General features: G+C 61.3%; 21 protein-coding genes and 2 pseudogenes. 12 read left to right on the top strand and 11 right to left on the bottom strand.

What is annotated here, in order from left to right:
- The first annotated feature begins 23 nt into the window (after positions 1 to 23).
- Positions 24 to 1,268, top strand: coding sequence for an MFS transporter (locus AC3RCM_RS22695; protein WP_104962508.1), 1,245 nt, complete (start codon positions 24 to 26; stop codon positions 1,266 to 1,268).
- Between the two features lie 245 nt (positions 1,269 to 1,513).
- On the opposite strand, the gene AC3RCM_RS22690 is transcribed toward AC3RCM_RS22695, so the two are convergent.
- Positions 1,514 to 3,061 carry an AmpG family muropeptide MFS transporter gene (locus AC3RCM_RS22690; RefSeq protein ID WP_457251953.1) on the bottom strand — a complete coding sequence of 516 codons (1,548 nt, stop codon included), beginning with the start codon at positions 3,059 to 3,061 and terminating at the stop codon, positions 1,514 to 1,516.
- A 43-nt stretch (positions 3,062 to 3,104) separates the two neighbouring features.
- Positions 3,105 to 3,458 (bottom strand): MGMT family protein, encoded by a 354-nt coding sequence (locus AC3RCM_RS22685; RefSeq protein ID WP_020191618.1) that lies wholly within the window; start codon positions 3,456 to 3,458, stop codon positions 3,105 to 3,107.
- Between the two features lie 164 nt (positions 3,459 to 3,622).
- On the opposite strand from AC3RCM_RS22685, the gene AC3RCM_RS22680 reads away from it, so the two are divergent.
- The 5 genes from AC3RCM_RS22680 to groL all read left to right on the top strand — a co-directional run bounded on the left by AC3RCM_RS22680 (position 3,623) and on the right by groL (position 8,201).
- Positions 3,623 to 4,633, top strand: a complete 1,011-nt coding sequence (locus AC3RCM_RS22680; RefSeq protein ID WP_064491143.1) for a DUF481 domain-containing protein — start codon at positions 3,623 to 3,625, stop codon at positions 4,631 to 4,633.
- 82 nt (positions 4,634 to 4,715) lie between these two features.
- The gene (locus AC3RCM_RS22675) at positions 4,716 to 5,447 is read left to right on the top strand and encodes a HugZ family pyridoxamine 5'-phosphate oxidase (protein WP_064491142.1); all 732 of its coding nucleotides are present in this window, start codon (positions 4,716 to 4,718) and stop codon (positions 5,445 to 5,447) included.
- A gap of 65 nt (positions 5,448 to 5,512) precedes the next feature.
- Positions 5,513 to 5,974, top strand: a complete 462-nt coding sequence (locus AC3RCM_RS22670) for an FxsA family protein (protein WP_003251903.1) — start codon at positions 5,513 to 5,515, stop codon at positions 5,972 to 5,974.
- Positions 5,975 to 6,217: 243 nt separating this feature from the next.
- Complete coding sequence (locus AC3RCM_RS22665; protein ID WP_003251905.1) at positions 6,218 to 6,511, top strand: co-chaperone GroES; 294 nt, start codon at positions 6,218 to 6,220, stop codon at positions 6,509 to 6,511.
- Between the two features lie 49 nt (positions 6,512 to 6,560).
- On the top strand, positions 6,561 to 8,201 hold the full coding sequence (groL, locus tag AC3RCM_RS22660) for a chaperonin GroEL (RefSeq protein WP_010952474.1): 1,641 nt from the start codon (positions 6,561 to 6,563) through the stop codon (positions 8,199 to 8,201).
- Positions 8,202 to 8,327: 126 nt separating this feature from the next.
- Here groL and pyk read toward each other — a convergent pair whose 3' ends face one another.
- A complete protein-coding gene (pyk, locus tag AC3RCM_RS22655) occupies positions 8,328 to 9,782 on the bottom strand; it encodes a pyruvate kinase (RefSeq protein ID WP_003251912.1) in 1,455 nt (484 codons plus the stop codon).
- A gap of 180 nt (positions 9,783 to 9,962) precedes the next feature.
- Between pyk and AC3RCM_RS22650 the strand changes: the two genes are divergently transcribed.
- The 3 genes from AC3RCM_RS22650 to sbcB all read left to right on the top strand — a co-directional run bounded on the left by AC3RCM_RS22650 (position 9,963) and on the right by sbcB (position 12,323).
- A complete protein-coding gene (locus AC3RCM_RS22650) occupies positions 9,963 to 10,349 on the top strand; it encodes a tol-pal system YbgF family protein (protein ID WP_003251914.1) in 387 nt (128 codons plus the stop codon).
- Between the two features lie 123 nt (positions 10,350 to 10,472).
- Positions 10,473 to 10,832: a PilZ domain-containing protein gene (locus tag AC3RCM_RS22645; RefSeq protein WP_012053641.1), complete on the top strand. Its 360-nt coding sequence runs from the start codon at positions 10,473 to 10,475 to the stop codon at positions 10,830 to 10,832.
- 57 nt (positions 10,833 to 10,889) lie between these two features.
- Positions 10,890 to 12,323: an exodeoxyribonuclease I gene (sbcB, locus tag AC3RCM_RS22640; RefSeq protein WP_064491140.1), complete on the top strand. Its 1,434-nt coding sequence runs from the start codon at positions 10,890 to 10,892 to the stop codon at positions 12,321 to 12,323.
- Positions 12,324 to 12,396: 73 nt separating this feature from the next.
- On the opposite strand, the gene mvaT is transcribed toward sbcB, so the two are convergent.
- Positions 12,397 to 12,774 carry a histone-like nucleoid-structuring protein MvaT gene (gene mvaT / locus AC3RCM_RS22635; RefSeq protein ID WP_003251920.1) on the bottom strand — a complete coding sequence of 126 codons (378 nt, stop codon included), beginning with the start codon at positions 12,772 to 12,774 and terminating at the stop codon, positions 12,397 to 12,399.
- Between the two features lie 284 nt (positions 12,775 to 13,058).
- Between mvaT and purU the strand changes: the two genes are divergently transcribed.
- Entirely contained in the window at positions 13,059 to 13,910 is an 852-nt protein-coding gene (gene purU, locus AC3RCM_RS22630; protein ID WP_003251921.1) for a formyltetrahydrofolate deformylase, read from the top strand.
- A gap of 231 nt (positions 13,911 to 14,141) precedes the next feature.
- On the opposite strand, the gene gpgF is transcribed toward purU, so the two are convergent.
- The 5 genes and pseudogenes from gpgF to AC3RCM_RS22605 form a co-directional block, all read right to left on the bottom strand.
- Positions 14,142 to 15,134, bottom strand: a complete 993-nt coding sequence (gene gpgF, locus AC3RCM_RS22625; protein WP_104887091.1) for a glucosaminyl phosphatidylglycerol flippase — start codon at positions 15,132 to 15,134, stop codon at positions 14,142 to 14,144.
- Positions 15,131 to 15,895: an N-acetylglucosaminyl phosphatidylglycerol deacetylase gene (gpgD, locus tag AC3RCM_RS22620; protein ID WP_409322075.1), complete on the bottom strand. Its 765-nt coding sequence runs from the start codon at positions 15,893 to 15,895 to the stop codon at positions 15,131 to 15,133. Before gpgD ends, gpgF begins: the two co-directional genes overlap by 4 nt.
- Positions 15,888 to 17,009 carry an N-acetylglucosaminyl phosphatidylglycerol synthase gene (gpgS, locus tag AC3RCM_RS22615; protein WP_409322076.1) on the bottom strand — a complete coding sequence of 374 codons (1,122 nt, stop codon included), beginning with the start codon at positions 17,007 to 17,009 and terminating at the stop codon, positions 15,888 to 15,890. Before gpgS ends, gpgD begins: the two co-directional genes overlap by 8 nt.
- Positions 17,010 to 17,177: 168 nt before the next feature.
- Positions 17,178 to 17,774: pseudogene (locus tag AC3RCM_RS22610) on the bottom strand (methyl-accepting chemotaxis protein); the annotation flags it as partial.
- A 309-nt stretch (positions 17,775 to 18,083) separates the two neighbouring features.
- Positions 18,084 to 18,908 (bottom strand): annotated as a pseudogene (locus AC3RCM_RS22605) (cache domain-containing protein); the annotation flags it as partial.
- A 312-nt stretch (positions 18,909 to 19,220) separates the two neighbouring features.
- Here AC3RCM_RS22605 and AC3RCM_RS22600 point away from each other — a divergent pair.
- Entirely contained in the window at positions 19,221 to 20,696 is a 1,476-nt protein-coding gene (locus tag AC3RCM_RS22600; RefSeq protein WP_104887093.1) for a helicase HerA-like domain-containing protein, read from the top strand.
- Between the two features lie 105 nt (positions 20,697 to 20,801).
- Here the strand turns inward: AC3RCM_RS22600 and AC3RCM_RS22595 are convergent, their stop codons facing one another.
- Positions 20,802 to 22,274: an inorganic phosphate transporter gene (locus AC3RCM_RS22595; protein ID WP_014592256.1), complete on the bottom strand. Its 1,473-nt coding sequence runs from the start codon at positions 22,272 to 22,274 to the stop codon at positions 20,802 to 20,804.
- A gap of 312 nt (positions 22,275 to 22,586) precedes the next feature.
- Positions 22,587 to 22,787 (bottom strand): hypothetical protein, encoded by a 201-nt coding sequence (locus tag AC3RCM_RS22590; RefSeq protein WP_003251937.1) that lies wholly within the window; start codon positions 22,785 to 22,787, stop codon positions 22,587 to 22,589.
- Between the two features lie 478 nt (positions 22,788 to 23,265).
- Between AC3RCM_RS22590 and pcaR the strand changes: the two genes are divergently transcribed.
- Positions 23,266 to 24,141 carry a pca regulon transcriptional regulator PcaR gene (pcaR, locus tag AC3RCM_RS22585; RefSeq protein WP_003251938.1) on the top strand — a complete coding sequence of 292 codons (876 nt, stop codon included), beginning with the start codon at positions 23,266 to 23,268 and terminating at the stop codon, positions 24,139 to 24,141.
- The last annotated feature ends 156 nt before the right edge of the window (positions 24,142 to 24,297 follow it).

The raw sequence follows: 24,297 nt of genomic DNA, 5'->3' as shown, positions 1-24,297 counted from the left end.
CCCGCCACACCCGATACGCCATCATGAAACCACTGCTGTATATCACCCCTCTGCGTGCCTTGCTGTTCGGCCTGACCCTGGCCCTGTTCGAACTGCTGACCTACCTGGCCAGCGATGCGGTCATGCCGGCCATGCCTGTCGTGGTCAACGACCTCGACGCCAGCCCCGAATACATACCCCATGCCCTCAACCTGTACCTGCTGGGGGGCGTGGTACTGCAATGGCTGATCGGCCCGTTGGCCGACCGTTATGGACGGCGCCCTTTGCTGCTGGTCGGCTGCGCATTCTTTGGCCTGGCCTGCCTGGCTACCTTCTGGGTCCAGGACATCGGCCTGTTCAACCTGTTGCGTCTGTTGCAGGGCATTGGCCTGGGCTTTGTGGTCACCGTCAGCTACCCAGCCCTGAACGAGGCTTTCAGCGAGGCTGATGCCGTACGCATGATGGCCCTGCTGGCCAACATCGCCTTGCTGTCGCCCCTGCTCGGGCCGCTGGTGGGCACCTTGCTGCTGCAATGGCTGGACTGGCGCTGGCTGTTCGTGGCATTCGCCATCGGCGCGGTGCTGGCCTGGCTGCTGCTGTACCGCCTGATGCCGGAAACCCTGGGCGTGGAGCGCCGTGACGGCTCGCGGCTGGCGTTCACGCCGATTCACCTGCTGCCGCTGTTGGCGGGCTATGGTCAGTTGCTGGGCAACCGCCGCTTCGTTGCAGGCAGCGCCGCCCTTGGGTTGGTCGGCTTGCCGCTGATTGGCTGGATTGGCCTGTCGCCGGTGCTGCTGATTCACGATGAGGGGTTGAGTACCCTGGAGTATGCCTTGTGGCAGTTGCCGGTATTTGGCGGGCTGATCCTCGGTAACCTGATCATCAATCGTATTGCCGATCGCTACCCACTGCCAGCCCTGGTGCGTGGCGCGCTCTGGCCATACCTGGCTGGCCTGTGCCTGATGGTGCTGGCGACCTGGTACTGGCCGAGCGTGACCAGTGTGGTGGCCGGCATGTCGCTGTATGCGCTGGGGTTGGGCGTGGCCAATGCGGTGCTGTACCGCATGACGCTGTTCTCCAGTGAGCAGAGCAAGGGGCTGGTTTCGGCCATGCTGGGGATGATCACCATTGCCTTGCTGGGGCTCGGCGGTGCGCTGCTGGCGATGATTGGCGCCGGTGCCAGCTTGCTGCATTTTGCCCTGGCGGCGGGGGTGGCGGGGGCGTTGGCGCTGTGGCCGCTGTGGTTTGTGGTGGGTGGGCGGCCTGGGGAAGGGGCTGTAGCTCGATAATCGGTATTGCCGGTGCCGGCCTCTTCGCGGGTAAACCCGCTCCTACGAGGCAACGCGTGCTGGCCTCTTCGCGGGTAAACCCGCTCCTACGAGGCAACGCGTGCTGGCCTCTTCGCGGGTAAACCCGCTCCTACGAGGCAGCGCGTGCCGGCCTCTTCGCGGGTAAACCCGCTCCTACACAGGGCCGCGCCGCCTTGTAGGAGCGGGTTTACCCGCGAAGAGGCCAGCACAGGCAATACAAAACTTCAGGGCCGCTCAGCCACAGAATGATCCTCGGCCACCGGCGTCCCCCGCCCGGCTTCCTGATGCCACTGCAGGGCGATCAGGATCAGCGTAGGCACCCCCAGCAGCGCCGTGATCAGGAAGAAGTCGTGGTAGCCGAATTTCTCCACAATAACGCCCGAATACCCGCCAATCAGCCGCGGCAACAGCAGCATGATCGAACTGAGCAGCGCGTACTGGGTCGCCGAGAACTTCAGGTTGGTCAGGCTTGACAGGTAGGCGACAAAGGCCGAGGTAGCCATGCCGGAGCTGAAGTTGTCCAGTGAGATGGTCACCACCAGCATTTCCAGGTTCGGCCCCATGTCAGCCAGCATCAGGAACAGGATGTTGGTGCCGGCAGAGGCTACGCCGCCGATGAACAGGATGGGCATGATGCCGAAGCGTACGATCAGCAGGCCGCCAACCCCGGCGCCGACCAGGGTCATGATCAGGCCGAAGATCTTGCTGACGCTGGCAATCTGGTCCTTGGTGAAGCCCATGTCGATATAGAACACGTTGGCCATCACCCCCATCACCGTGTCCGACATGCGATAGGTGGCGATCAGGCCTAGCAGCAGCAGAGCCTGCCAGCGGTAGCGGGTGATGAAGTCGTTGATCGGGGTCAGCACGGGGGCCAGGCCGCGACGGCCGAGGCTCGACAGGCAGGCCCAGGACAGCAGCACGTAGAGGATCAGGCGCAGGAAGGCGCGGTCTTCCAGCAGCAGGTCGAGCGGCGTGGCATCACCGGAGATCACGCTGGACCAGCCGGTATTGAACATCTGGGTGAAGCTGGCCGGTACCGAGACCAGCAGGATGATCAGCACGAACACCGAGGCCATCTGGTGCACCAGCCCGTAGCGCGCTGCCGATAGCTGGGTGCGCATGGGCACTGGTGGTTCGCGCATGACCAACGTGGTGAACAGGGCGGGCAGCATCATCACCCCGAACATCACGTACGTGCCGGCCCAGGCCTTGTGCAGGTAGCTGAAGCCGGTAGAGCCGAACCACTCGGCGAAGAACAGGGCACCGGCCGTGGCGAGCAAGGCAGCCACCCGGTAGCCGGCCATGTAGCTGGCTGCGAGCGCGGCCTGGCGCTGGTCGTCAGCGATTTCCAGGCGGTAGGCGTCGACAGCGATGTCCTGGGTAGCCGAGGCGAAGGCCACCAGTACGGCCATGGCGATCAGCCAGGAGAGGTGTTGTTGCGGGTCGCACAGGCTCATGCCGACCAGCCCGATCACCACCAGCGCTTGCGACAACAGCAGCCACGAACGCCGGCGCCCGAGGCCGCCAAGCAGCGGCAAGCGCCATTGGTCGAGCAGCGGTGACCAGACCCACTTGAAGGCGTAGGCCAAGCCAATCAGGCTGGCATAACCGATGGTTTCACGGGCAACGCCGGCTTCGCGCAACCATACCGACAGGGTCGAGAACACCAGCATGTAGGGCAGGCCGGCGGCGAAACCGAGTAGCAAAAGTACCAATGTTGACGGGCTGGCATAGGCAGCAAGCGCAGCGCGCCAGGTTTTACGGGGCATGGGCCAACATCTGCCTCAAGTTTTCGAAAACAAAGCGCGCACTCTAACCGCTGTGCTCCATTGGGCGCCAGCCATGGCGCGTCATATCCACACGATTGTTGCTTACATTCACACCTTCCCCGCGTAACCGCGCCCGTTGTTCATCGCCCGACGGGGTGCCCAGCGGCAGGCTCAACCGGCCACCTGCACCGAGCACCCGGTGCCAAGGCAGGCGTGTGTCTGCAGGCAACTGCCCCAGGGTACGCCCCACCCAGCGCGCCGCACGGCCAAGCCCGGCCAGTTCGGCCAGTTGGCCATAGCTCACGACCTTACCGGGTGGCACTTGGCCCAGTACTGAATAAAGCGCCGTTCGTCGGCCCTCGGCCGAATCAAGGGCGTGCTCATATCCATCAGACATCTCGCCCGCCTTGGGCTGCAGATGAAACCGGACCGGTGGTCTGGTAAATGAGAGTTGAACTCAACGGCATACTCCCGGTCTGTCCTTGCTCTGGTCGTGGGTATCTGGATAATGCCCGGCTTTTTCGTCAAATCGAACCCATAGTCCGCAAACAAAGCCCGTTTATGAATTCTAGATCCTTGTTGTGCCTTCTTGCTGTTTCCCTGTGTGCCTCTCCAGTGTGGGCCGACACTGTGTGGATGAAGAACGGTGACCGGCTAAGTGGCAAGATCAAGGTATTCGACGGCGGCAAGCTGCTGCTGGAAACCCCTTATGGCGGGTCCATCGCCCTGGACTGGAAACAGGTCCAGACGCTGGAAAGCGACCAGGAGATGCTGGTCAAGCAGGACGCCTACAGCGGAGAGAAAGCCAAGTCGCTCAAGGCGGCAGAGCCAGGCAAGGTGACCTTGGCCAATGGCGATTCACCGAAGACGGTGGAGCTGGCCAGCATCGAGCAGATCATGAAGCCCAAGCCGCTGGTCGAGGATTTCGTGTGGAAAGGTAATGTCGACGTGGCGCTGGACTACAAGCGCGCAGAGAACGACACCGACGATTACGACGTGGGCTTCAAGACCACTGCCCGCCATGGCCGCTGGCGGCACAACGCCGAGGGTGAGTACAACCGCGAGACCAAGGACGACGTCACCACCACCAACAACTGGAGCGCCGAGTACGCGCTGGACCGCTTCATTACCGATAAGTGGTTCTGGCAGGGGCGTGCGGAATACAAGCGCGATCACATCGAAGACCTGGCCCGCCAGCGCACCGTGGGTACCGGCCCGGGTTACCAGTTCTGGGACGATGAGCTGGGTGCGTTCTCGCTGGGCTCACTGATCAACCGCACTGATTTCGAGTACCGGGACGGCGGCAAGGATAATTTCTATTCTGCGGCCGTGAAGTGGGATTACACCCGCTACCTGATCGGCAAGAACGTGCAGCTGTTCACCAACGGCGAGTTCGCCAAGCCGCTGGGTGGCGTGGCCGACTACTCGCTGGATGCCGAGGTTGGCCTGCGCTACAAGGTCACCGAGTGGGCCTCGCTGAACCTCAAGGCGGAGAAGGATATCATCACCGGCACGCGTGAGAGTGACCTGGACAAGACACGCTATACCGCGGGCTTCGGCGTTACCTGGTAAGGCGTCTGGATGCAGGTCAGTGGCACAGGCAGCTGATAATGCTTATCTTGTCCCCAACCCGTCCGCCAGGAGCCGCCCTCAAGTGAGTACCAACGCCATTCGCCCCGCCCGGGAACTGCTGCTCAAGGAATACCGCGGCGTGCTTTCGACACATTCCAGGTCGATGCCTGGCTACCCCTTCGGTTCGGTCGTGCCGTACTGCCTGGACGCCCAGGGCAACCCGCTGATCCTGATCAGCCGCATTGCCCAGCACACCCACAACCTGCAGAAGGACCCCAAGTGTTCGCTGCTGGTGGGTGAGCGCGAGGCCGAGGATGTGCAGGCGGTAGGGCGCCTGACGGTGATGGCCGAAGCGCACAAGCTGGTCGACGAGGCCGTCATCGAGGCCGCCGCCGAACGCTATTACCGCTATTTCCCGGACGCGGCCGACTACCACAAGGCCCACGATTTCGATTTCTGGGTGCTGCAACCGGTGCGCCACCGCTACATCGGCGGCTTCGGTGCGATCCACTGGCTTGACCATGTGACCTTGGCCAACCCGTTCGCGGGCAAGGCCGAGGGGAGCATGATCGAACACATGAACAGCGATCACGCCAGTGCCATTGCCCACTACGTCGAATTGACCGGGTTGCCACAGCACGTACCGGCGCAGATGGTTGGGGTAGACAGCGAAGGCATGCACCTGCGCATCGGCCAGGCAGTGCACTGGTTGCCTTTCCCCACTACTTGCAACACGCCGACACAAGTCCGCGAGGCCTTGGTTTTGCTGGCTCGCGCCGACCATTGGCCGCTTGTGATGCAAGCCGAGGGTTGAAATCCGGAGCGCAGGCATCCATTTGAGGTCTTATTGGAAGGTTATCTTCCGTCGAGGAACCCTTGATGCGTGCTTTTCTACTGCTGTTTCTGATTTTTCCTGTGCTGGAGCTGTTCGTCTTCGTGAAGGTCAGCGCGGCTATCGGTTTCTTCCCGGCGTTGCTGCTGATCATCGCCGGCTCCGCCCTGGGCGTACTGGTCATGCGGGTGGCCGGCCTGGCGACTGCATTGCGCGCCCGTGAAAGCCTGCAGCGCGGTGAATTGCCCGCCGAGGACATGTTCCAGGGCATGATGCTGGCCGTGGGCGGTGGCCTGTTGTTGCTGCCCGGCTTCATCAGCGACGTGCTGGGTGTGCTGTGCCTGCTGCCATTCACCCGCCGCCTGGCGGCGCGCAAGATGCGCGAGCGTGCCGAGGCCCAGGCCATGCGCCAGCGTGCATTCCAGGATGACCCCTTCCAGGCGCAGCCGCGTGATGGCGGCCACCGCCCGAACGTGATCGAAGGCGAGTACGAGCGCCGCGACAAGTAACAAGGACCGGGGCCGCGCAAGCGGCCCCGGTTTTTTTGGGCCTGATGAAAAATTTTCTATCTCGAGCCTTGTAATTGGATGTGGCGGCCTCATGTATGTGGTCACCGCAAGGTTTCTGGTGGCAACACCAGACATTACACAGGTGGTTCGCTCACAGCGGGCCACCCCCGGCAACGCCGGACAGCATCAAAACCGCCGGTGTCGAACCGGCCGATGAAAACCACAATTTGGGAGAGATCGACAATGAAACTTCGTCCTCTGCATGACCGCGTAGTCATCCGTCGCAGCGAAGAAGAATCGAAAACCGCTGGCGGTATCGTCCTGCCGGGTTCGGCCGCTGAAAAACCAAACCGCGGCGAAGTTGTAGCCGTCGGCACCGGTCGCGTTCTGGACAACGGCGAAGTTCGCGCGCTGGCCGTGAAAGTGGGTGACAAAGTGGTTTTCGGCCCGTACTCGGGCAGCAACACCGTGAAAGTCGATGGCGAAGACCTGCTGGTCATGGCCGAGAACGAAATCCTCGCCGTTGTCGAAGGCTGATTTCCCCCGACTTCCCGTTACTCCAAAGTTTTTCAAGGATTAAACGATCATGGCTGCTAAAGACGTAAAATTTGGTGATTCCGCTCGTAAGAAAATGCTGGTTGGTGTCAACGTTCTGGCTGACGCGGTAAAAGCGACCCTGGGCCCGAAAGGCCGTAACGTGGTACTGGCCAAGAGCTTCGGCGCGCCGACCATCACCAAGGACGGCGTTTCCGTCGCCAAAGAAATCGAGCTGAAAGACGCTTTCGAAAACATGGGCGCCCAGCTGGTCAAGGAAGTTGCTTCCAAGGCCAACGACGCTGCCGGTGACGGCACCACCACCGCTACCGTTCTGGCTCAGGCCATCGTCAACGAAGGCCTGAAAGCCGTCGCTGCCGGCATGAACCCGATGGACCTGAAGCGCGGTATCGACAAGGCCACTGCTGCCGTTGTTGCCGAGCTGAAGAACCTGTCCAAGCCATGCGCCGACTCCAAGGCCATCGCCCAGGTAGGTACCATCTCTGCCAACTCCGACAACTCCATCGGTGAAATCATCGCCGAAGCCATGGAAAAAGTCGGTAAAGAAGGCGTGATCACCGTTGAAGAAGGCTCGGGCCTGGAAAACGAACTGTCCGTCGTAGAAGGCATGCAGTTCGACCGCGGCTACCTGTCGCCGTACTTCGTCAACAAGCCGGACACCATGGTTGCCGAGCTGGAAGGCCCGCTGCTGCTGCTGGTCGACAAGAAAATCTCCAACATCCGTGAGCTGCTGCCAGTTCTGGAAGCCGTTGCCAAGGCCGGCCGCCCACTGCTGATCGTTGCCGAAGACGTTGAAGGTGAAGCGCTGGCTACCCTGGTAGTCAACAACATGCGCGGCATCGTCAAGGTTGCTGCAGTCAAGGCTCCGGGCTTCGGCGATCGCCGCAAGGCCATGCTGCAGGACATCGCTGTCCTGACTGGCGGCCAGGTCATCTCCGAAGAAATCGGCCTGTCCCTGGAAACCGCTACCCTGGAGCACCTGGGTAACGCCAAGCGCGTCATCCTGTCCAAGGAAAACACCACCATCATCGACGGTGCTGGCGCTGACACCGAGATCGAAGCACGCGTCAAGCAGATCCGTGCCCAGATCGAAGAAACTTCCTCGGACTACGACCGTGAGAAGCTGCAAGAGCGTCTGGCCAAGCTGGCTGGCGGTGTTGCCGTGATCAAGGTGGGTGCCGGCACCGAAGTTGAAATGAAAGAGAAGAAAGCCCGCGTTGAAGACGCCCTGCACGCTACCCGTGCAGCCGTTGAAGAAGGCGTGGTGCCTGGCGGTGGTGTTGCCCTGGTTCGCGCCCTGGCAGCCATCATCGACCTGAAAGGCGACAACGAAGACCAGAACGTCGGTATCGCGCTGCTGCGTCGCGCTGTTGAATCCCCGCTGCGCCAGATCACTGCCAACGCCGGTGATGAGCCAAGCGTGGTTGCTGACAAGGTCAAGCAAGGTTCGGGCAACTTCGGCTACAACGCCGCTACCGGTGAATACGGCGACATGATCGAGATGGGTATCCTCGACCCAGCCAAGGTCACTCGCTCGGCGCTGCAAGCTGCTGCTTCGATCGGCGGTCTGATGATCACCACCGAAGCCATGGTTGCCGACCTGCCGGAAGACAAGCCAGCTGCTGGCATGCCTGATATGGGCGGCATGGGTGGCATGGGCGGCATGATGTAAGCCAGCCTTACCCTCTGCACCATAAAAAGGCCCCGGTTCGCGAGAACCGGGGCCTTTTTTTATTGCTGTCGGGGCCTCTTCGCAGCACAAGGCTGCGCTTGAGCCTTGTGCTGTGAAACGAGTGGATCAACCGACCAGCGGATCACCGACGTGCAGGATCTTCATGCCGTTGGTGCCACCGATGGTGTGGTAGCTGTCACCCTTGGTCAGGATCACCCAGTCACCTTGCTCCACCAGGCCACGTTTGAGCAGCTCGTCGACCGCCGCCTGGCTCACCTTGTCGGCCGGCAGCGCGGCCGGGTCGAAGGCAATCGGGTACACGCCACGGAACATCGAGGCGCGCGCCTGGGTGGCGCGGTGCGGCGACAGGGCGAAGATCGGTACATGCGAACGCAGGCGCGACATGATCAGCGGGGTGTAGCCGCTTTCGGTCAGGGCGATGATCGCCTTTACGCCCGGGAAGTGGTTGGCAGTGTACATGGCCGCCAAGGCGATGCTTTCGTCGCAGCGCTGGAAGGTGGTGTGCAGGCGATGGCTGGACTTCTGGCTGGTCGGGTGCTTTTCGGCACCCAGGCAGATGCGTGCCATGGCCTGGACAGCTTCGATCGGGTAGGAACCGGCGGCGCTTTCGGCCGACAGCATCACCGCATCGGTGTTGTCCAGCACGGCGTTGGCCACATCGGACACTTCCGCGCGGGTCGGCATCGGGTTCTGGATCATCGACTCCATCATCTGGGTCGCCACGATCACGGCCTTGTTGTTGCGGCGGGCGTGCTGGATGATCTTCTTCTGGATAGCGATCAGCTCGGCGTCGCCGATTTCCACGCCCAGGTCACCACGGGCAACCATCACCGCGTCGGAGGCGGCGATCAGCTTGTCGAGGGTCTCGTCATCGGCCACCGCTTCGGCGCGTTCGATCTTGGCCACCAGCCAGGCGCTGCCGCCGGCTTCATCACGCAGCTTGCGCGCGTATTCCATATCGCTGGCGTCACGCGGGAAGGATACGGCCAGGTAGTCCAGGTCCATTTCCGCAGCCAGTTTGATGTCGGCCTTGTCTTTTTCGGTCAGGGCCGGTGCGGTCAGGCCGCCACCTTTACGGTTGATGCCTTTGTGGTCCGACAGTGGGCCACCGATGATCACCACGCAGTGCAGGGCATCTGCAGTGGCGGTTTCGACGCGCATGACCACGCGGCCATCGTCGAGCAGCAGTTCGTCACCAACGCCGCAGTCCTTGACCAGGTCGGGGTAGTCGATACCGACGATGTCCTGGTTGCCTTCGGTCAGCGGGTGGGCGGTGGAGAAGGTGAACTTGTCACCGATCTTCAGTTCGATGCGCTTGTTGGCGAACTTGGCGATGCGGATCTTCGGACCCTGCAGGTCGCCCAGCAGTGCAACATGGCGGCCGTTCTTGGCGGCGATGTCACGGATCAGGCGCGCGCGGGCCTTGTGCTCGTCCGGTGTGCCGTGGGAGAAGTTCAGACGTGCCACGTCCAGGCCGGCGAGGATCAGTTGTTCGATCACTTCCGGCGAGTTGCTGGCGGGGCCAAGGGTGGCGACGATTTTGGTGCGGCGGATGCTCATGCACAGACTCCTATAGTGAAGCGCAGCGAAAGGCTACTCCTGAATCTCGCTGTAGTCATTGTTCCGTTGCACTACCTGCAACCAAGGCAGGGTGGCATTTGAACGGGGCAGGGTATCCTTGCAAAAGGGTGTGAAGATTTGCAGGCAAACGCCGATACACTGGCATCAAAGGAGATCCCCATGCGAGCCCTGATCGTTTTAGCCTTGGCCGCCAGCGCCGTCGGCTGTACCCGCTGGTCCATGGACCACCACCTGAACAATGCCTACCGCGCCTACGACCGCGGCGATTGCGCACGGGTCATGCTCGAACTGTCGCAGGTTGATCGCACCAGCCGTGCCCGGCCGTTCATCCACCCCGAAGTGTCACTGCTGCGCGGCCAGTGCCTGGAGCGCCAGGCGTTGTACGTGGACGCGGCGCAGACCTATCAGTACCTGATCCAGCAGTACCCGGGCAACGAATATGCCTATCGCGCCCGGGCGCGCCTGCAGACCTTGGAAAAACTCGGCCATTTGCGCGGTGCAGAAACGGCCGTGGCCAACCCGGTGACGACCGTACCTTGGCGCTAACACAAAGGTGTGGTTTATTTCACGGGATTTGCTGCGCGTGCTGCGCTAATCTGTAACTCAGCTGTTACAACAACCGCCAGTACCTAGTATTCCTGGCATCAGGTACGGAATACACTCGCGATCATGTTCAACAAGCGCCACATAGAACGTCATCAGCTACCTTGTGTCCTCAAGGTGTTCAACCGCTTTACCGGTCAGGAGATCGGTCAGCTAGGCAATGCCTCTGAAAATGGGTTGATGGTCATCAGCCAGCTGCCCGTGTTGGTCGGGCCCGATTACGAGCTGCAACTGCGTATGCCCCTGCCTGGCGGCGGGCACCAGTTCGTCAACCTCACTGCCAGTTGCCTGTGGTGCCGCGAGGACCAGACGCCTGGGCACTACGATTCGGGCTTCATGCTGCTGCAGTCTCCGCGCGAGTACGATGATTTCGTACGTTCGTTGCGCGACTATTTCAGTTTCCGCCCCGCCAACGCTCCCGTCTGAACGTTCATTTTTCAGAATCGCGCTAGAATCGGGTCGACCTTGATACAGGACGACCCCGTGACCTCCAGCATTTTCTGGCACGACTATGAAACCACCGGCATCAACCCGCGCTGCGATCGGCCGCTGCAGGTGGCCGGCCTGCGCACTGACTTCGACCTTAACGAAATCGACGAGCCAATCAGCCTTTATTGCCGACCGTCGGACGACATCCTGCCGCACCCGGCGGCCTGCCTGGTGACAGGCATTACGCCGCAACTGCTGGCGGAGCAGGGCCTGTGCGAAGCCGAGTTCATGACTCGCGTGCATGCCCAGCTGGCGCAACCGGGCACCTGTGGTGCCGGCTACAACACCCTGCGCTTCGACGATGAAGTGACCCGCTACAGCCTTTACCGCAACTTTTTCGACCCCTATGCCCGTGAATGGCAGGGAGGCAATAGCCGCTGGGACCTGATCGACATTGTGCGTACCGCCTATGCCTTGCGCCCGGAAGGCATTGAATGGCCGCAACAGGACGGGCGCACCAGCCTGCGTCTGGAACTGCTGAGCAAGGCCAATGGCATTGACCACGGTCATGCCCACGAAGCGCTTTCCGACGTGCGGGCAACCATTGCCTTGGCTCGCCTGATTCGGCAGAAACAACCCAAGTTGTATGACTGGCTGTTTCAGCTGCGCAGCAAGCATAAAGTGATGGAGCAGGTCCGTCTGTTGCAGCCACTGGTGCATATATCCGGGCGTTTTTCGGCGGCGCGCAATTACCTGGGGGTCGTATTGCCACTGGCCTGGCACCCGCGTAATCGCAATGCACTGATTGTCTGCGACCTGCATCAGGAAACCCTACCGTTACTGCGGGAAAGTGCTGAAGTTTTACGTCAGCGCTTGTACACCCGGCATGATGAATTGGCCGAAGGTGAATTACCGGTACCGCTCAAATTGGTGCAGATCAATCGCTGCCCGGTAGTGGCGCCGCTGTCGGTATTACGCCCGGTCGATCAGCAACGATTGGGCCTGGACTTGACGTTGTTACAATCGCGCGGTGAACAACTGGCCAATCAACAGGCGCAATGGCAAGAAAAGCTGGAGCACATCTATGGCAAGGACGAGTTTGCCCCGAGTGAGGACCCGGAACAGCAGTTGTATGATGGTTTTATAGGTGACCGCGACCGGCGCTTATGCGAGCAAGTTCGTGCGCTGGAACCGGCGCAGTTGAGCCATGGCCAATGGATGTTCGATGATCCGCGTTTGCCGGAGCTGTTGTTCCGCTACCGGGCACGTAACTTCCCTGAAACCTTGACCGGCGAAGAGCGGCAACGTTGGTATGGCTTCTGCCAACAGCGCCTGAGCGACCCGCAGTGGGGGGCGCCGAATACCTTGGGCGACTTCGAAAAGGCGCGCCAGCAAGCCTGGGAGGGGGCCGACGAGGCAGGCAGGCGCGTGTTGGAGGCCTGGCAACTGCATGCTCGACAACTGCAGGAACGCTATTCCATCGGCTGATGGCAGATAAACAAAAACGCCGGCAATGTGCCGGCGTTTTTGTTGTGCGAAGCAAGAGGGCGTATGCGGATAATCAGTCCAGCAGGGTTGCCCAGCTTTCAACCACGTCGCCGCCCCAAGTGGCTTTCCACTCTTTCAGGGTCTTGTGGTTGCCGCCTTTGGTTTCGATCACTTCACCGTTGTGCGGGTTCTTGTATTGCTTGACCTTGCGTGCGCGCTTGGTGGCGGTAGTCTTGACCGAACCACGAGGTGCCTTGCTCAGTTTCGACTCTGGATCGAGCAGGGCAATCACGTCGCGCAGCGACTTGGAGTACTCGCCCATCAGTGTGCGCAGTTTGCCTTCGAACTCCAGTTCTTTCTTCAGCTTGTCATCCTGCGACAGATTGGCCAGGCGGGCCTGAAGTTCCTTGATGGCTTCTTCGGTGGCGCGGTACTCGTTGATCAGGGACATGGAGTGTTCCTTAATGCGTGTTCAGAAATGTGTGGGGCAATAATAGACAGCCCATACTCGCAAGTAAACATAAGATTGGGCAATTAACTGTTAATTAAGCTGTGACAGCATTTCTCTACGTGAACAAAATTTTACATATGCCCCGTGCGTTTCCTCTTGTCTGTCAGGCAGCGCCCGTGTGGCGTTTTCGGGCTTGCATATGCCATCGCGGTAACGATCAATACTGCGTTTTTTCTGGCGGACCGCTAGAATAGGCGCCTTTGCGAAGTTCTGGAGTCTCATTCATGCGCACCTATCGTCTGGTGATCGCCTGCCCCGACCGTGTAGGCATCGTGGCGAAAGTCAGTAATTTCCTGGCCTTGTACAATGGCTGGATCAACGAAGCCAGCCACCACTCCGATGAGCAGAGCGGTTGGTTCTTCATGCGTCATGAAATCCGCGCTGAATCGCTGCCGTTCGGTATCGAAGCCTTCCGTGAGGCGTTTGCGCCGATCGCCGAAGAGTTCTCCATGACCTGGCGCATTACCGACTCGGCTCAGAAAAAACGCGTGGTATTGATGGCCAGCCGTGAGTCGCACTGCCTGGCAGACTTGCTGCACCGCTGGCACACCGATGAGCTGGACTGCGAGATCCCTTGCGTGATTTCCAACCACAACGACCTGCGCAGCATGGTCGAGTGGCACGGTATTCCGTTCTTCCATGTACCGGTCGACCCCAAAGACAAGGCCCCGGCCTTTGCCGAGGTGTCGCGCCTGGTGCAGGAGCATGCGGCCGACGTCGTGGTGCTGGCCCGCTACATGCAGATCCTGCCGCCACAACTGTGCCGGGACTATGCCGAGAAGGTGATCAACATCCATCACAGCTTCCTGCCGTCGTTCGTCGGCGCCAAGCCTTACCACCAGGCCGCCCTGCGTGGGGTGAAGCTGATCGGCGCGACGTGCCACTACGTCACCGAAGAGCTGGATGCCGGCCCGATCATCGAGCAGGATGTGGTGCGTGTCAGCCATGCCGACAGCATCGAGGACATGGTCCGCTTCGGCCGTGATGTGGAGAAGATGGTGCTGGCCCGTGGCCTGCGTTATCACCTGGAGGACCGCGTGCTGGTGCATGGTAACAAGACTGTGGTGTTCGACTGACACCGTGCGGCTTGCTGTGAGATTCCGGGCTGCTGCGCAGCCCTGTCGCGACAGGGGCGCAGAGCGCCCCGGCAATCCTGGGTGAAACGGCAATGACCAAGCAACGCAACAACCCCGTCGCCTCACCTCCACCGACCGTTGGCGAAGGCTGCCTGGCCCGCTACGACCCTGAAGCCCTGGATGACACGGATGGCACCGACTTCCCCGGCGCCGCCGAACTCTGGCAACAGCTCAACCCGCCTGACGCCGCCAGCGCTCCAGCAACGGACGTCCCAGCAGGCACACAAACACCGGCCCCCCAGCCAGCAGATAAAAGTAGTACGTAACCGCCCGCCATATCAGGATTGCCGCAGCTGCGGTCGAGCTGCCCACCAAGGGTGTCAACAGGCTGGCCGACGTCAGCTCGGCGGCCCCGGCGCCGCCAGGCAGCAGACTGAATTGGCCGGCGCTGAGCGACAGCATCTGCACCAGGAAGCTGGGAATCCACTGCAGGTCTACCCCCAAGCCACGCAACACCAGGTACAAGACGCTGTAGCGCAGCCCCCAGTGGATGCAGGTCAGGGTGAATACCAGGCTCAGCCTGCGCTTGGGCAGGCGCCAGGTCTGCGCCAGTGCTGCAACGAAGTGCAGCAGTTTGCGCGCCCAGCGACGTTTGCGCGGCTGGCCCATCCCCATGCGCTGCAACAGCCTGCCGTTCATGCGCATTATCGGGCGCCGGTAGCGCAACAGCCCGATCACCCCGGCCAACGCTGAGCACAGCAGTAACGCACTGCCAAGCAACATGCTTTCCTGGCTGCGGCCCAGGCTGTGGAACAGCGCATAGCCGGCAATCGCCAGCATTGCGCAGAAGAAGAACACCAGGTCGTTCAACTGGTCCATGGCAAAAACGGCGCCGCTGCGCGCCGGGCGGATGCGGTCTCGCGCCAGCAGGGCCATCAGGGTCAGCGGCCCACCACTGCCGCCAGGGGTGGTGCAGATGGCAAACTCGGTGGCCATGACCACGCCCAGGCTGCGAGCATGGCTCAACTGTTTTGCCTGCTCACCCAGCAACAGGCGCAGGCGCAGCGCATTGATGACCCAGCACAACAGAATCATGCCTAGTAGCATGAGCAGCAGGTGCGGGTCGAACCGGCTCAGCCTCGGCAGCAGCTCGCTACCACCCAGCAACGCTGGCACCAGCGCTGCACCCAGCAATGCCAGCGCCAGCCAGGCCCAGCGCTTCATGCTGCCCCCTGGCGCTCCAGCCAGGCAGATTTGGTCAGCGGTTCGCGGCCATCCTTCAACAGTCTCTCCAGCGTGCGCAACCAATAGTCACGGGATGAGCGATGGCGCATGTCTACAGGGTGCAGCCCCAAGCGCAACGTGCTCGCGCCCCGCCAGCGCTGGCATTGCCAGTCGCACAGCGTGCGGGACAGTTTGCGACGCCATGCGCTGCGCGCGCTCCAGACCAGGCCTGGCGCATCAATGGCCGTAAAGTCTGGTAAGCGGTACAGATGCTGAGGTGTACTGGTGTATTTCAGTGGCAGGCGGCACAGCGCTTGCCGCGTGCCCTGGCTCATGAGCCAGGCCGGTGCGACAAACCCTGCCACAGGCCACCCTCGGTCCTCGAACAGTGCCAGGCCCTCCTGTAGCCGGGTAAGCGCTTCGTTCTCATCAAGGCTGTAGAACTCGCCTTCATGGGTATAAATGCGCCGCATGAAGTAGTCGACGGGGCTGCGCGGTACGGGGCCTTCGTCAGCATGGACATAGCCGTGAAGCGCCAGTTCGTCGCCTTTGGCAAGGCGTTCGTCCAGCAGACGGCAGAACGAAGGTGCCTGGTGCAGCGGATTGCGTCGATGGAAGTCCGGGACCACCAGCCATGTCATTGGCACGTGGCCCAGCGCGTCCACGGCCCCTACGAACGGTTCATAGTCCGGCCAGGTTTCCGGGGCAACATCATGCAACACCAGCATGAGGCTGCGTTGGCTGGCGGAAGGCTCAAGCATGGGCGCGCACCTGCGGCTGGTGGCCGAGCACGGCCTGGTAGTGCTGGAGCAGGCCAGCTACCACGTTATCCCATGAATAATGTTGCTCTACATGGTGACGGGCCTGCACGCCGAGCTCGCGGATACCTGCCTCGAATGCCTCGCGCACGGCGGATGCCATGGCCCGGCCATCGTTGGGCGTGCACAGGCGGCCACACTGTTCGTTGATGATTTCAGGGAACGCACCGGCGCGCACGGCCACCACGGGTGTGGCGCTGGCCATCGCTTCGAGAATGACCAGGCCGAATGTTTCCTGGTCGCCAGCATGCACCAGCAAGTCGGCGCTGGCGATCAGCCGGGCCACCTCTGCAGCCGGGCAGAAGTGATCGATGACGCTGACGTTGGGCGGCACGCTGGCCGGCATGTTCGAGCCCACCAGTAACAGGTGGTAGGGGTCGCCGAGTCGCTGCATGCAGTCAAGCAGCACCGGCAGGTTCTTTTCTCGCGAGCCGCGGCCGGCAAAGATCAACAGGCGGCTGGTGTCGGCAATGCCCAGTTCGGCACGTACATGTGGGTCGCGCCGGGAGGGGTGGAAAGTGGCAAGGTCAACGCCCAGCGGCTGCACATGGACATCGCGCACGCCCAAGCGGCGTAGTTTGTCGGCCATCACCTGGCTGGGGGCCAGTACCCGATCAAAATTGCCGTAGAGCTTGCTGACGTAGGCCTCGACATTGGGTGCGAACCAGTTGCCCATGCGGTTGCTGACCAGTAACGGCAGGTCGGAATGGTAGAAACCGATCACGGGCACGTCGAGCTGGCGCCGCGCCTCCAGCGCCGCCCAGGCGGTCAGGTAGGGGTCGCCAACTTCGATCAGGTCGGGTTTGAGCGTGCGCAGTGTATTGCACCAGGGGGCCAGGCGTACCGGAAAGCGGTAACCCTTGCCAAACGGCAAGGGCGGCGCAGGTACCTGATAGATGCCATCGCCGTGTTGGGCGCTGGCACCGGGAATCAACAGGCTGTGGCGTACGCCGTGAATGGCGTCGAGACGGTGATGTTTGGCATCAAGATAGGTACGTACGCCACCGCTGGCCGGGGCGTAGAACATGGTGATGTCGGCGATGTGCACGATCAGCATCCCTCCGGGATCGTCTTCGGGTCTGTCATCCGGCGTTGAATTGCCGGCGATGAAATGCCTAAAGGTGGACCTATCAGAAGGATAGTTTGTTCGATCGGTTTGAGAGGAGGGGAGTGCGTAATGCCTGGCGCAGCGCAGAGGCTGCGCCAGGCGAATGTGTAGCCTCTATCAGATACGGAAGCTGCCCACCAGGTGCTTCAGGCGGCCAGCCTGCTGCTCGAGGTCGGAGCAGGCGCGCAGGGTCGCTTGCAGGTTCTCCACGCCTTCCTGGTTGAGCATGTTGATCTCGTTGATGTCCATGTTGATCGCCTCGACCACGGCGGTCTGCTCTTCGGTGGCAGTGGCCACCGACTGGTTCATGCCGTCGATCTCGCCAATGCGCACGGTAACGCTGTCCAGTCGCTCACCCGCCTGGTTGGCGATCTGCATGCTGTCCTGGCTGTGGCGCTGGCTCTGCTCCATGGTGTCGACCGACTCGCGGGCACCGACTTGCAGCTCTTCGATCATGGTCTGCACTTGCTGCGCCGACTCCTGGGTGCGGTGCGCCAGATTGCGCACCTCATCGGCGACCACGGCAAAGCCACGCCCGGCCTCACCGGCGCGGGCCGCTTCGATGGCGGCGTTCAGCGCCAGCAGGTTGGTCTGCTGGGAAATGCTGGTGATCACTTCCAGGATCTGGCCGATATTCACGGTCTTGCTGTTCAGTGTTTCGATGTGCGCGCTGGAGGTGACGATCAGGTCGGACAGGCGGTTCATCGCGGCAATGTTGCGCTCGACCACTTGCTGGCCTTCTTCGGCCAGCAGGCGCGCGGAGCTTGCGTGCTGCGAAGCCTGGGCGGCATTGCCGGCGATTTCCTGAGCCGCAGCGCCCAGTTCGTTGATGGCGGCGGCGACACTGTTGGTGCGGTTGGACTGCTCGTCGGAGTTGGTCATCGACGAGTTCGAAGCGCTGATCACCCGCAGGGCCACTTCGTTGACCTGCTCGGTGGCCGAGGACACTTCGCGAATGCTGCTGTGAATGCGTTCGACGAAGCGGTTGAAGGCGTTGCCGAGGACACCGAATTCGTCGTGGCTGTGGATGTGCAGGCGCTTGGTCAGGTCGCCCTCACCTTCGGCGATGTCTTCCATGGCGCGGGTCATGGTGTGCAGCGGTTGCATCAACACGCGGATCAGCAGGCCGAGCAGGCCGATGATGATCACCACTGCCACTACCGTGGCGATCACCGCAGAGGTGCGGAAGGTGCTGAGCATCGAGAAGGCCTTGTCCTTGTCCACCGACAGGCCGATGTACCAGTTCGCCGACGGCAGGCCGGTAATCGGGCTGAAGGTCAGCAGGCGGGTCTGGCCATCGCTTTGCACTTCGGTCAGCTCGCCGGTCAGTTTCGGCGTGTGCTGCGGGAACAGGTCCGACAGCGACTTCATGACCAGATCCTTATCCGGGTGCACCAGGATCTTGCCCTGGTCGTTGACCAGGAAGGCGTATCCCATGCCGCCGAAGTTCAGCGAGTTGATGATCTGCACCAGGCCGTCCAGGGCCAGGTCGCCGCCGACCACGCCAACGCTGCTGGAGACCTTGCTGAGGATGCCGATGACCATCTTGTTGGTGGTCATGTCGATGTAGGGTTCGGTCAGCGTCGCGCCGCTGGCATTCATGCCGTCCTTGTACCAAGGGCGGGTGCGCGGGTCGTAGCCGTCGGGCATCTTCGCGTCCGGGCGCACGCTGAAACCGCCGTCGACTTTGCCCAGGTAGACCGTGAGGAAGCTGGATATCAGCGCATTCTGACCCATCAGGGTTTCGGCGTTGGCCGGGTCCTGGGCAATGTTCTGCGCCAGGTTTTCCACCAGTTTTATCCGGCCCTCGAACAGGTTGCGAATGTTGGTCGACGTGGAGGCGCCCATTTCAGCCAGATAATTTTCCAGGTCCTCGCGGATCGCATTACGCTGGAGGTAATCGTTGTAGAGGGTGAAAAGGCTGAAGGCGAGTATCACGATCAGTGATGCCGCCAAAAGAATCTTGTGGCTGAAACGAAGGCTTTTGTTCATGGCGTAATCGGTTCCGCTAAGGTTTTATATCAGGCGTTCGCACGAGTGGAGCCGTAGGTTGTGCAACATCCCGAAAAGTCCCTTTTCGGCTGTTCCTCTCTATTAAGGCGAATAACACCCACAGGTATCGGCCGAATTAAGCTAAAGCTTGAGCAGAGGATTAAAGAGATGTCGGAATTTTCGACCATCGTTGTAGGCGCGGGCCCGGATGGCCAGCCAGTCGGGCAAGCAATGCGCCTGGCCAACCGCCACGGTCTGGTGGCTGGCGCAACCGGTACTGGCAAGACCGTCACCCTGCAGCGCCTGGCGGAGGTGTTCAGCGACGCAGGGGTGGCGGTGTTCGCCGCAGATGTCAAAGGCGACCTTTGTGGCCTGGGTGCTGCCGGTGCGCCACAGGGCAAGGTGGCTGAACGCATCGCCGGCATGCCGTGGCTGGGGCACACGCCCAGGGCTTACCCGGTGAGCTTGTGGGATATCGCCGGGCAGTCTGGCCACCCACTGCGCACCACCCTCAGTGAAATGGGGCCGTTGTTGCTGGGAAACTTGCTGGAACTGACCGACAGCCAGCAGGCGGCGCTGTATGCAGCATTCAAGGTGGCCGACCGCGAAGGCCTGCTGCTGCTGGACCTCAAAGACCTCAAGGCCCTGCTGGCGCATCTGAAGGACAACCCGCAGCTGCTCGGCGAAGACAGCGCGCTGATGACCACGGCCTCCACCCAGGCTTTGTTGCGCCGGCTCGCTACCTTGGAGCAGCAGGGCGCCGAGGCACTGTTCGGCGAGCCGGCATTGCAACTGGAGGACCTGCTGCGCCCTGATCCGGATGGACGTGGACGTATCCACTTGCTCGATGCCAGCCGATTGGTGCACGAGGCACCCAAGGTGTACGCGACGTTCCTGTTGTGGCTGCTGGCCGAATTGTTCGAGCAGTTGCCCGAGCGCGGTGATGCCGACAAGCCGGTGCTGGCGCTGTTCTTCGATGAAGCACACCTGCTGTTCAACGGCACGCCCAAGGCGTTGCAGGACCGTCTTGAGCAAGTGGTCCGGCTGATCCGCTCCAAGGGGGTGGGGGTCTATTTCGTTACCCAGTCGCCGGGTGATTTGCCCGACGCGGTGCTGGCCCAGTTGGGCTTGCGCATTCAGCACGGCTTGCGGGCGTTCACGGCCAAGGAGCAGAAGTCGCTGCGAGCAGTAGCCGATGGTTTCCGCCCCAACCCGACGTTCGACACCCTGGCGGTGCTGACCGAACTGGGTATTGGCGAAGCGCTGGTGGGTACGTTGCAAGAGAAGGGCACGCCGGCCATGGTGCAGAGGGTGCTGGTTGCACCGCCGCAGTCGCGTATCGGGCCACTGAGTGCGGCTGAGCGCAGTGCGCTGATTGCGGCTTCGCCATTGTCGGGGCGCTATGACAAACCGGTGGACCGTGAGTCTGCCTATGAAATGCTGAGCCAGCGTAAGGGCGAGCCGGTGGAGCCGGCGCCACAACCGAAGGCGGATGAAGAGAGTTTTGCCGACAAGGCGGGTGAGTTCTTGCAGAGTGCAGCGGGGCAGGCGATCAAGTCGGCAGTGCGCCAGGCGGCCAACCAGTTGGGGCGGCAGTTGGTGCGCGGCTTGATGGGGTCGTTGTTAGGGGGCAAGAAAAGGTAGTCTTCCTGCGCCGCGCCCATACCCTTGGTAGCACAAGGCTGCTTCGGCAGGCATAACGGCTATGAAAAAGGCGCCCGAGGGCGCCTTCATTCATTGCGGTGTCACTCAGCCAATGGCTTTGGACGCCAGCCAGAACAGGCCGGCCGCCAGGCCCATCGAGGTAGGCAGGGTCAGGACCCATGCCAGCAGGATGGTCTTCACGGTGCCGCCTTGCAGGCCACTTTTGTTGGCGACCATGGTGCCGGCCACGCCGGACGACAGCACATGGGTGGTCGATACCGGCAGGGCGAATACGTTGGCCATGCCGATGGCGCAGGCTGCGGTGATCTGTGCCGACATGCCTTGGGCATAGGTCATGCCTTGTTTGCCGATCTTCTCGCCCACCGTCAACACCACGCGCTTCCAGCCAACCATGGTGCCCAGGCCAAGGGCCAGGGCGACGGCCACGATCACCCAGAACGGGGCGTATTCGGTGGTGGCGGTGAGGTCTTTGCGCAGTTTTTCAAGGTCGGACTTTTCACGGGCGTCCAGGCCTGGCAGCTTGCCAACCTTCTTCGCCGTGTCATCCAGGCACAACAGATAGCGGCGCACTTCAACGCGCTTCTCGGCATCGAGGCTGTGGTAGTCCGTCACGCCCTTCAGTGAGGTCTGCAGCGCAGCAATGGTCGGCTCGGTCTGCTGCGGGTTGCAACTGAACTGCTCCGGCAGGTCGCTGGCCTTGGCCTTGCCCAGTGCCAGGAACTCGCCCAGGGTGGCAGCGTTACGCTGGTAGAACTGGCTCATGTGCAGGGTGGCGTCGCGAGTACGTTCGATCTGGTAGGTGGTGCTGTTCAGGTCGAGTACGAACTTGGCCGGGACAATACCGATCAGCACCAGCATGATCAGGCCGATGCCTTTCTGGCCGTCGTTGGAGCCGTGCACGAAGCTCACGCCCATGGCGGAAACCACCAGGACCAGACGGTTCCAGAAGGGCGGGTGCTTCTTGTCGTCGAGCTTGCGGCGCTGTTCCGGGGTTTTGTGCATCTTCGACAGCGGGCGCCACCATTTCAGGCCGATCAGCACCAGGGCAGCAACGGCGAAGCCGGCCATTGGCGAGACCACCAGCGACATGGCGATATCGATCGCTTTCTGCCAGTTGACGCCGTCGCCCAGCGGAATGTCGTTGATCAGGGCGTTGGCCAGGCCGACACCGAGGATGGAGCCGATCAGCGTGTGCGAACTGGAGGCGGGGATGCCAAAGTACCAGGTGCCCAGGTTCCAGGTGATGGCCGCAGCCAGCAACGAGAAGACCATGGCCAGGCCGTGGCCGGTGTTCACATTGATCAGCAGCTCTACCGGCAACAGGTGCACGATGGCATAGGCCACCCCTACACCGCCGAGCAGAACGCCAAGGAAGTTGAACACGCCGGAGAAGAACACGGCGAGGTGCGGCGGCATGGCTTTGGTATAGATGACGGTAGCTACCGCGTTGGCGGTGTCATGAAAGCCATTGATGAACTCGAAGGCGAGTACGAAGGTCAAGGCGAGCAGCAGGCTCACCAACACCCAGGCATCCAGTCCGCTGAATAAATCGATCATGAAGGTTGTCTGGCGGGTCTTAGGGGGGCGGGATTATGCCAGAAAACCTTGGCAATCGATGCACCTGTAACAGGCAGATGACAGTCTTCATGGTGCAAGCGCGCCATGCAGAGGGGGGCGGCACGGGAGGTAAATAGCGGCTAAAAATCACAAAATAGGGCGAAAAAAGGCCGAAAGCTTGAGAAAAATCCATTTCGCAAAAATTCAAACGCCTGTATGAAATTTGTGTGATTCCATTTCATCATCGGCCAGACAGTAAAGATCGAGCTCGCCCGGGTAGGCCGGGCGACGATGCGCAGAGGGCCCCGAGACTCAGGGGTTGTCGCTGCGCAGTTCTTTTTCGATGCGTTCCAGTTCCTGGCTGAAGGCCTGGTCGCGAACGCTGGCACGCTTGCGCCAGGGTTTGCGTTCCGGATCCGGTTGTGCGGCGTATGTGGTGACTTCGCCACCATAAACATCCTTGTAACGTTCAGCCTGGCGCTCGAGTTCCGCGCGCAGTTCATCTTTCGTCACGTGCAGTACCTGAAATAAGTGTAATGACTGTTGTCATGCATTGTGCAACATGCATTTGCCTTGCTGGCCGCAACGGCTTGATAAAGCGGAAGGTTCAACGACCACGGTAAGCGGAGGGCCTGCGCAATCGATTATAGCAACCGATAATTCGCCGAACATCGATAATTTACGCAACCCTGACATCATCTGGCGTAAGTAGCAGATTGTGCCCGCGAACAGTTGGGACCTTTCGTACAAAGTTTGAAAGGAATGGCGGATAGAAGTTCGTTGCAATGTCAGGGCGGGCCGTAATGAAAAACGGCCTCGCCGAAAGGCGAGGCCGTTGCCTGGGGACTTCTACGGTGGGTACCTGACCAGTCTCTCCAAAGAAGCCACAAGTGGCATGGGAAAGGTATAAGCAAAAGTGTCGGCGGTCAATTGCGATTATCGGCCGTTTGTTCGATAATCGCACGAACCGGTGTTTTTTTTGAGGTGTGCGATGAGTGACGAAACCCTGGGCAACGATTCCGGCAATGCCGAGGTGGCGCGACCTGCTTCGGCTGCCATGGCGCCGCCGATCGTGGCTTCCCCGGCCAAGCGCATCCAGGCCTTTACCGGTGACCCGGACTTCATGACCTCGCTGGCACGTGGCCTGGCCGTGATCCAGGCATTCCAGGAGCGCAAGCGCCACCTGACCATCGCCCAGATCAGCCACCGTACCGAAATCCCTCGCGCGGCGGTGCGCCGTTGCCTGCACACGTTGATCAAGCTGGGGTACGCCACCACCGACGGGCGTACCTATTCGCTGCTGCCCAAAGTGCTGACCCTGGGGCATGCCTACCTGTCGTCGACGCCGCTGGCAATTTCTGCACAGCCGTACCTGGATCGCATCAGCGACCAGCTGCATGAGGCGGCCAACATGGCCACCCTCGAGGGCGACGACATCCTTTATATAGCCCGTTCGGCCACGGTCGAGCGGCTGATCTCGGTCGATCTGTCGGTGGGCGGGCGCCTGCCGGCCTATTGCACGTCGATGGGGCGCATTCTGCTGGCGGCCATGGATGACACCAGCCTGCGTGAGTACCTGGAACGTGCCGACCTCAAGGCGCGCACCAGCCGCACCCTGAATGACCCCGAATCGTTGTTCGCCTGCATCCAGCAGGTGCGCGCCCAGGGCTGGTGCGTGGTAGACCAGGAACTGGAACAGGGGCTGCGATCGATTGCCGTGCCGGTGTATGACGCTTCGGGGCAGGTGTTGGCTGCGCTGAACGTCAGTACCCATGTCGGGCGGGTGACCCGCAGTGAACTGGAGCAGCGGTTCTTGCCGATTTTGCTGGCAGCCAGCCGGGACCTTTGCCACCAGTTGTTTGGTTGAGACCACAGGGAGCACTTTGCGGCCCCGGATCAGAACAGGCAAAACCGTTTCCTGTGCGATAAACGCACAGTGTCGTGCCGGGTGAATTGCGTCACCTCGGCCGGCTGATTAATGTCTCTCGCAACGGTCGGCTAGCCGACCGAACAAGAAAAACAC

This window comes from Pseudomonas sp. GW823-FHT05G12, assembly GCF_058795575.1.
This window is presented reverse-complemented; position numbering and strand designations above follow the sequence as displayed.

Bases quoted from the DNA above. Each gene is read 5' to 3' on its own strand.
- AC3RCM_RS22695 (WP_104962508.1), top strand. From the start codon at position 24: ATGAAACCACTGCTGTATATCACCCCTCTGCGTGCCTTGCTGTTCGGC.
- AC3RCM_RS22690 (WP_457251953.1), bottom strand. From the start codon at position 3,061: ATGCCCCGTAAAACCTGGCGCGCTGCGCTTGCTGCCTATGCCAGCCCG.
- AC3RCM_RS22685 (WP_020191618.1), bottom strand. From the start codon at position 3,458: ATGTCTGATGGATATGAGCACGCCCTTGATTCGGCCGAGGGCCGACGA.
- AC3RCM_RS22680 (WP_064491143.1), top strand. From the start codon at position 3,623: ATGAATTCTAGATCCTTGTTGTGCCTTCTTGCTGTTTCCCTGTGTGCC.
- AC3RCM_RS22670 (WP_003251903.1), top strand. From the start codon at position 5,513: ATGCGTGCTTTTCTACTGCTGTTTCTGATTTTTCCTGTGCTGGAGCTG.
- AC3RCM_RS22665 (WP_003251905.1), top strand. From the start codon at position 6,218: ATGAAACTTCGTCCTCTGCATGACCGCGTAGTCATCCGTCGCAGCGAA.
- groL (WP_010952474.1), top strand. From the start codon at position 6,561: ATGGCTGCTAAAGACGTAAAATTTGGTGATTCCGCTCGTAAGAAAATG.
- pyk (WP_003251912.1), bottom strand. From the start codon at position 9,782: ATGAGCATCCGCCGCACCAAAATCGTCGCCACCCTTGGCCCCGCCAGC.
- AC3RCM_RS22650 (WP_003251914.1), top strand. From the start codon at position 9,963: ATGCGAGCCCTGATCGTTTTAGCCTTGGCCGCCAGCGCCGTCGGCTGT.
- AC3RCM_RS22645 (WP_012053641.1), top strand. From the start codon at position 10,473: ATGTTCAACAAGCGCCACATAGAACGTCATCAGCTACCTTGTGTCCTC.
- mvaT (WP_003251920.1), bottom strand. From the start codon at position 12,774: ATGTCCCTGATCAACGAGTACCGCGCCACCGAAGAAGCCATCAAGGAA.
- purU (WP_003251921.1), top strand. From the start codon at position 13,059: ATGCGCACCTATCGTCTGGTGATCGCCTGCCCCGACCGTGTAGGCATC.
- gpgF (WP_104887091.1), bottom strand. From the start codon at position 15,134: ATGAAGCGCTGGGCCTGGCTGGCGCTGGCATTGCTGGGTGCAGCGCTG.
- gpgD (WP_409322075.1), bottom strand. From the start codon at position 15,895: ATGCTTGAGCCTTCCGCCAGCCAACGCAGCCTCATGCTGGTGTTGCAT.
- gpgS (WP_409322076.1), bottom strand. From the start codon at position 17,009: ATGCTGATCGTGCACATCGCCGACATCACCATGTTCTACGCCCCGGCC.
- AC3RCM_RS22600 (WP_104887093.1), top strand. From the start codon at position 19,221: ATGTCGGAATTTTCGACCATCGTTGTAGGCGCGGGCCCGGATGGCCAG.
- AC3RCM_RS22595 (WP_014592256.1), bottom strand. From the start codon at position 22,274: ATGATCGATTTATTCAGCGGACTGGATGCCTGGGTGTTGGTGAGCCTG.
- pcaR (WP_003251938.1), top strand. From the start codon at position 23,266: ATGAGTGACGAAACCCTGGGCAACGATTCCGGCAATGCCGAGGTGGCG.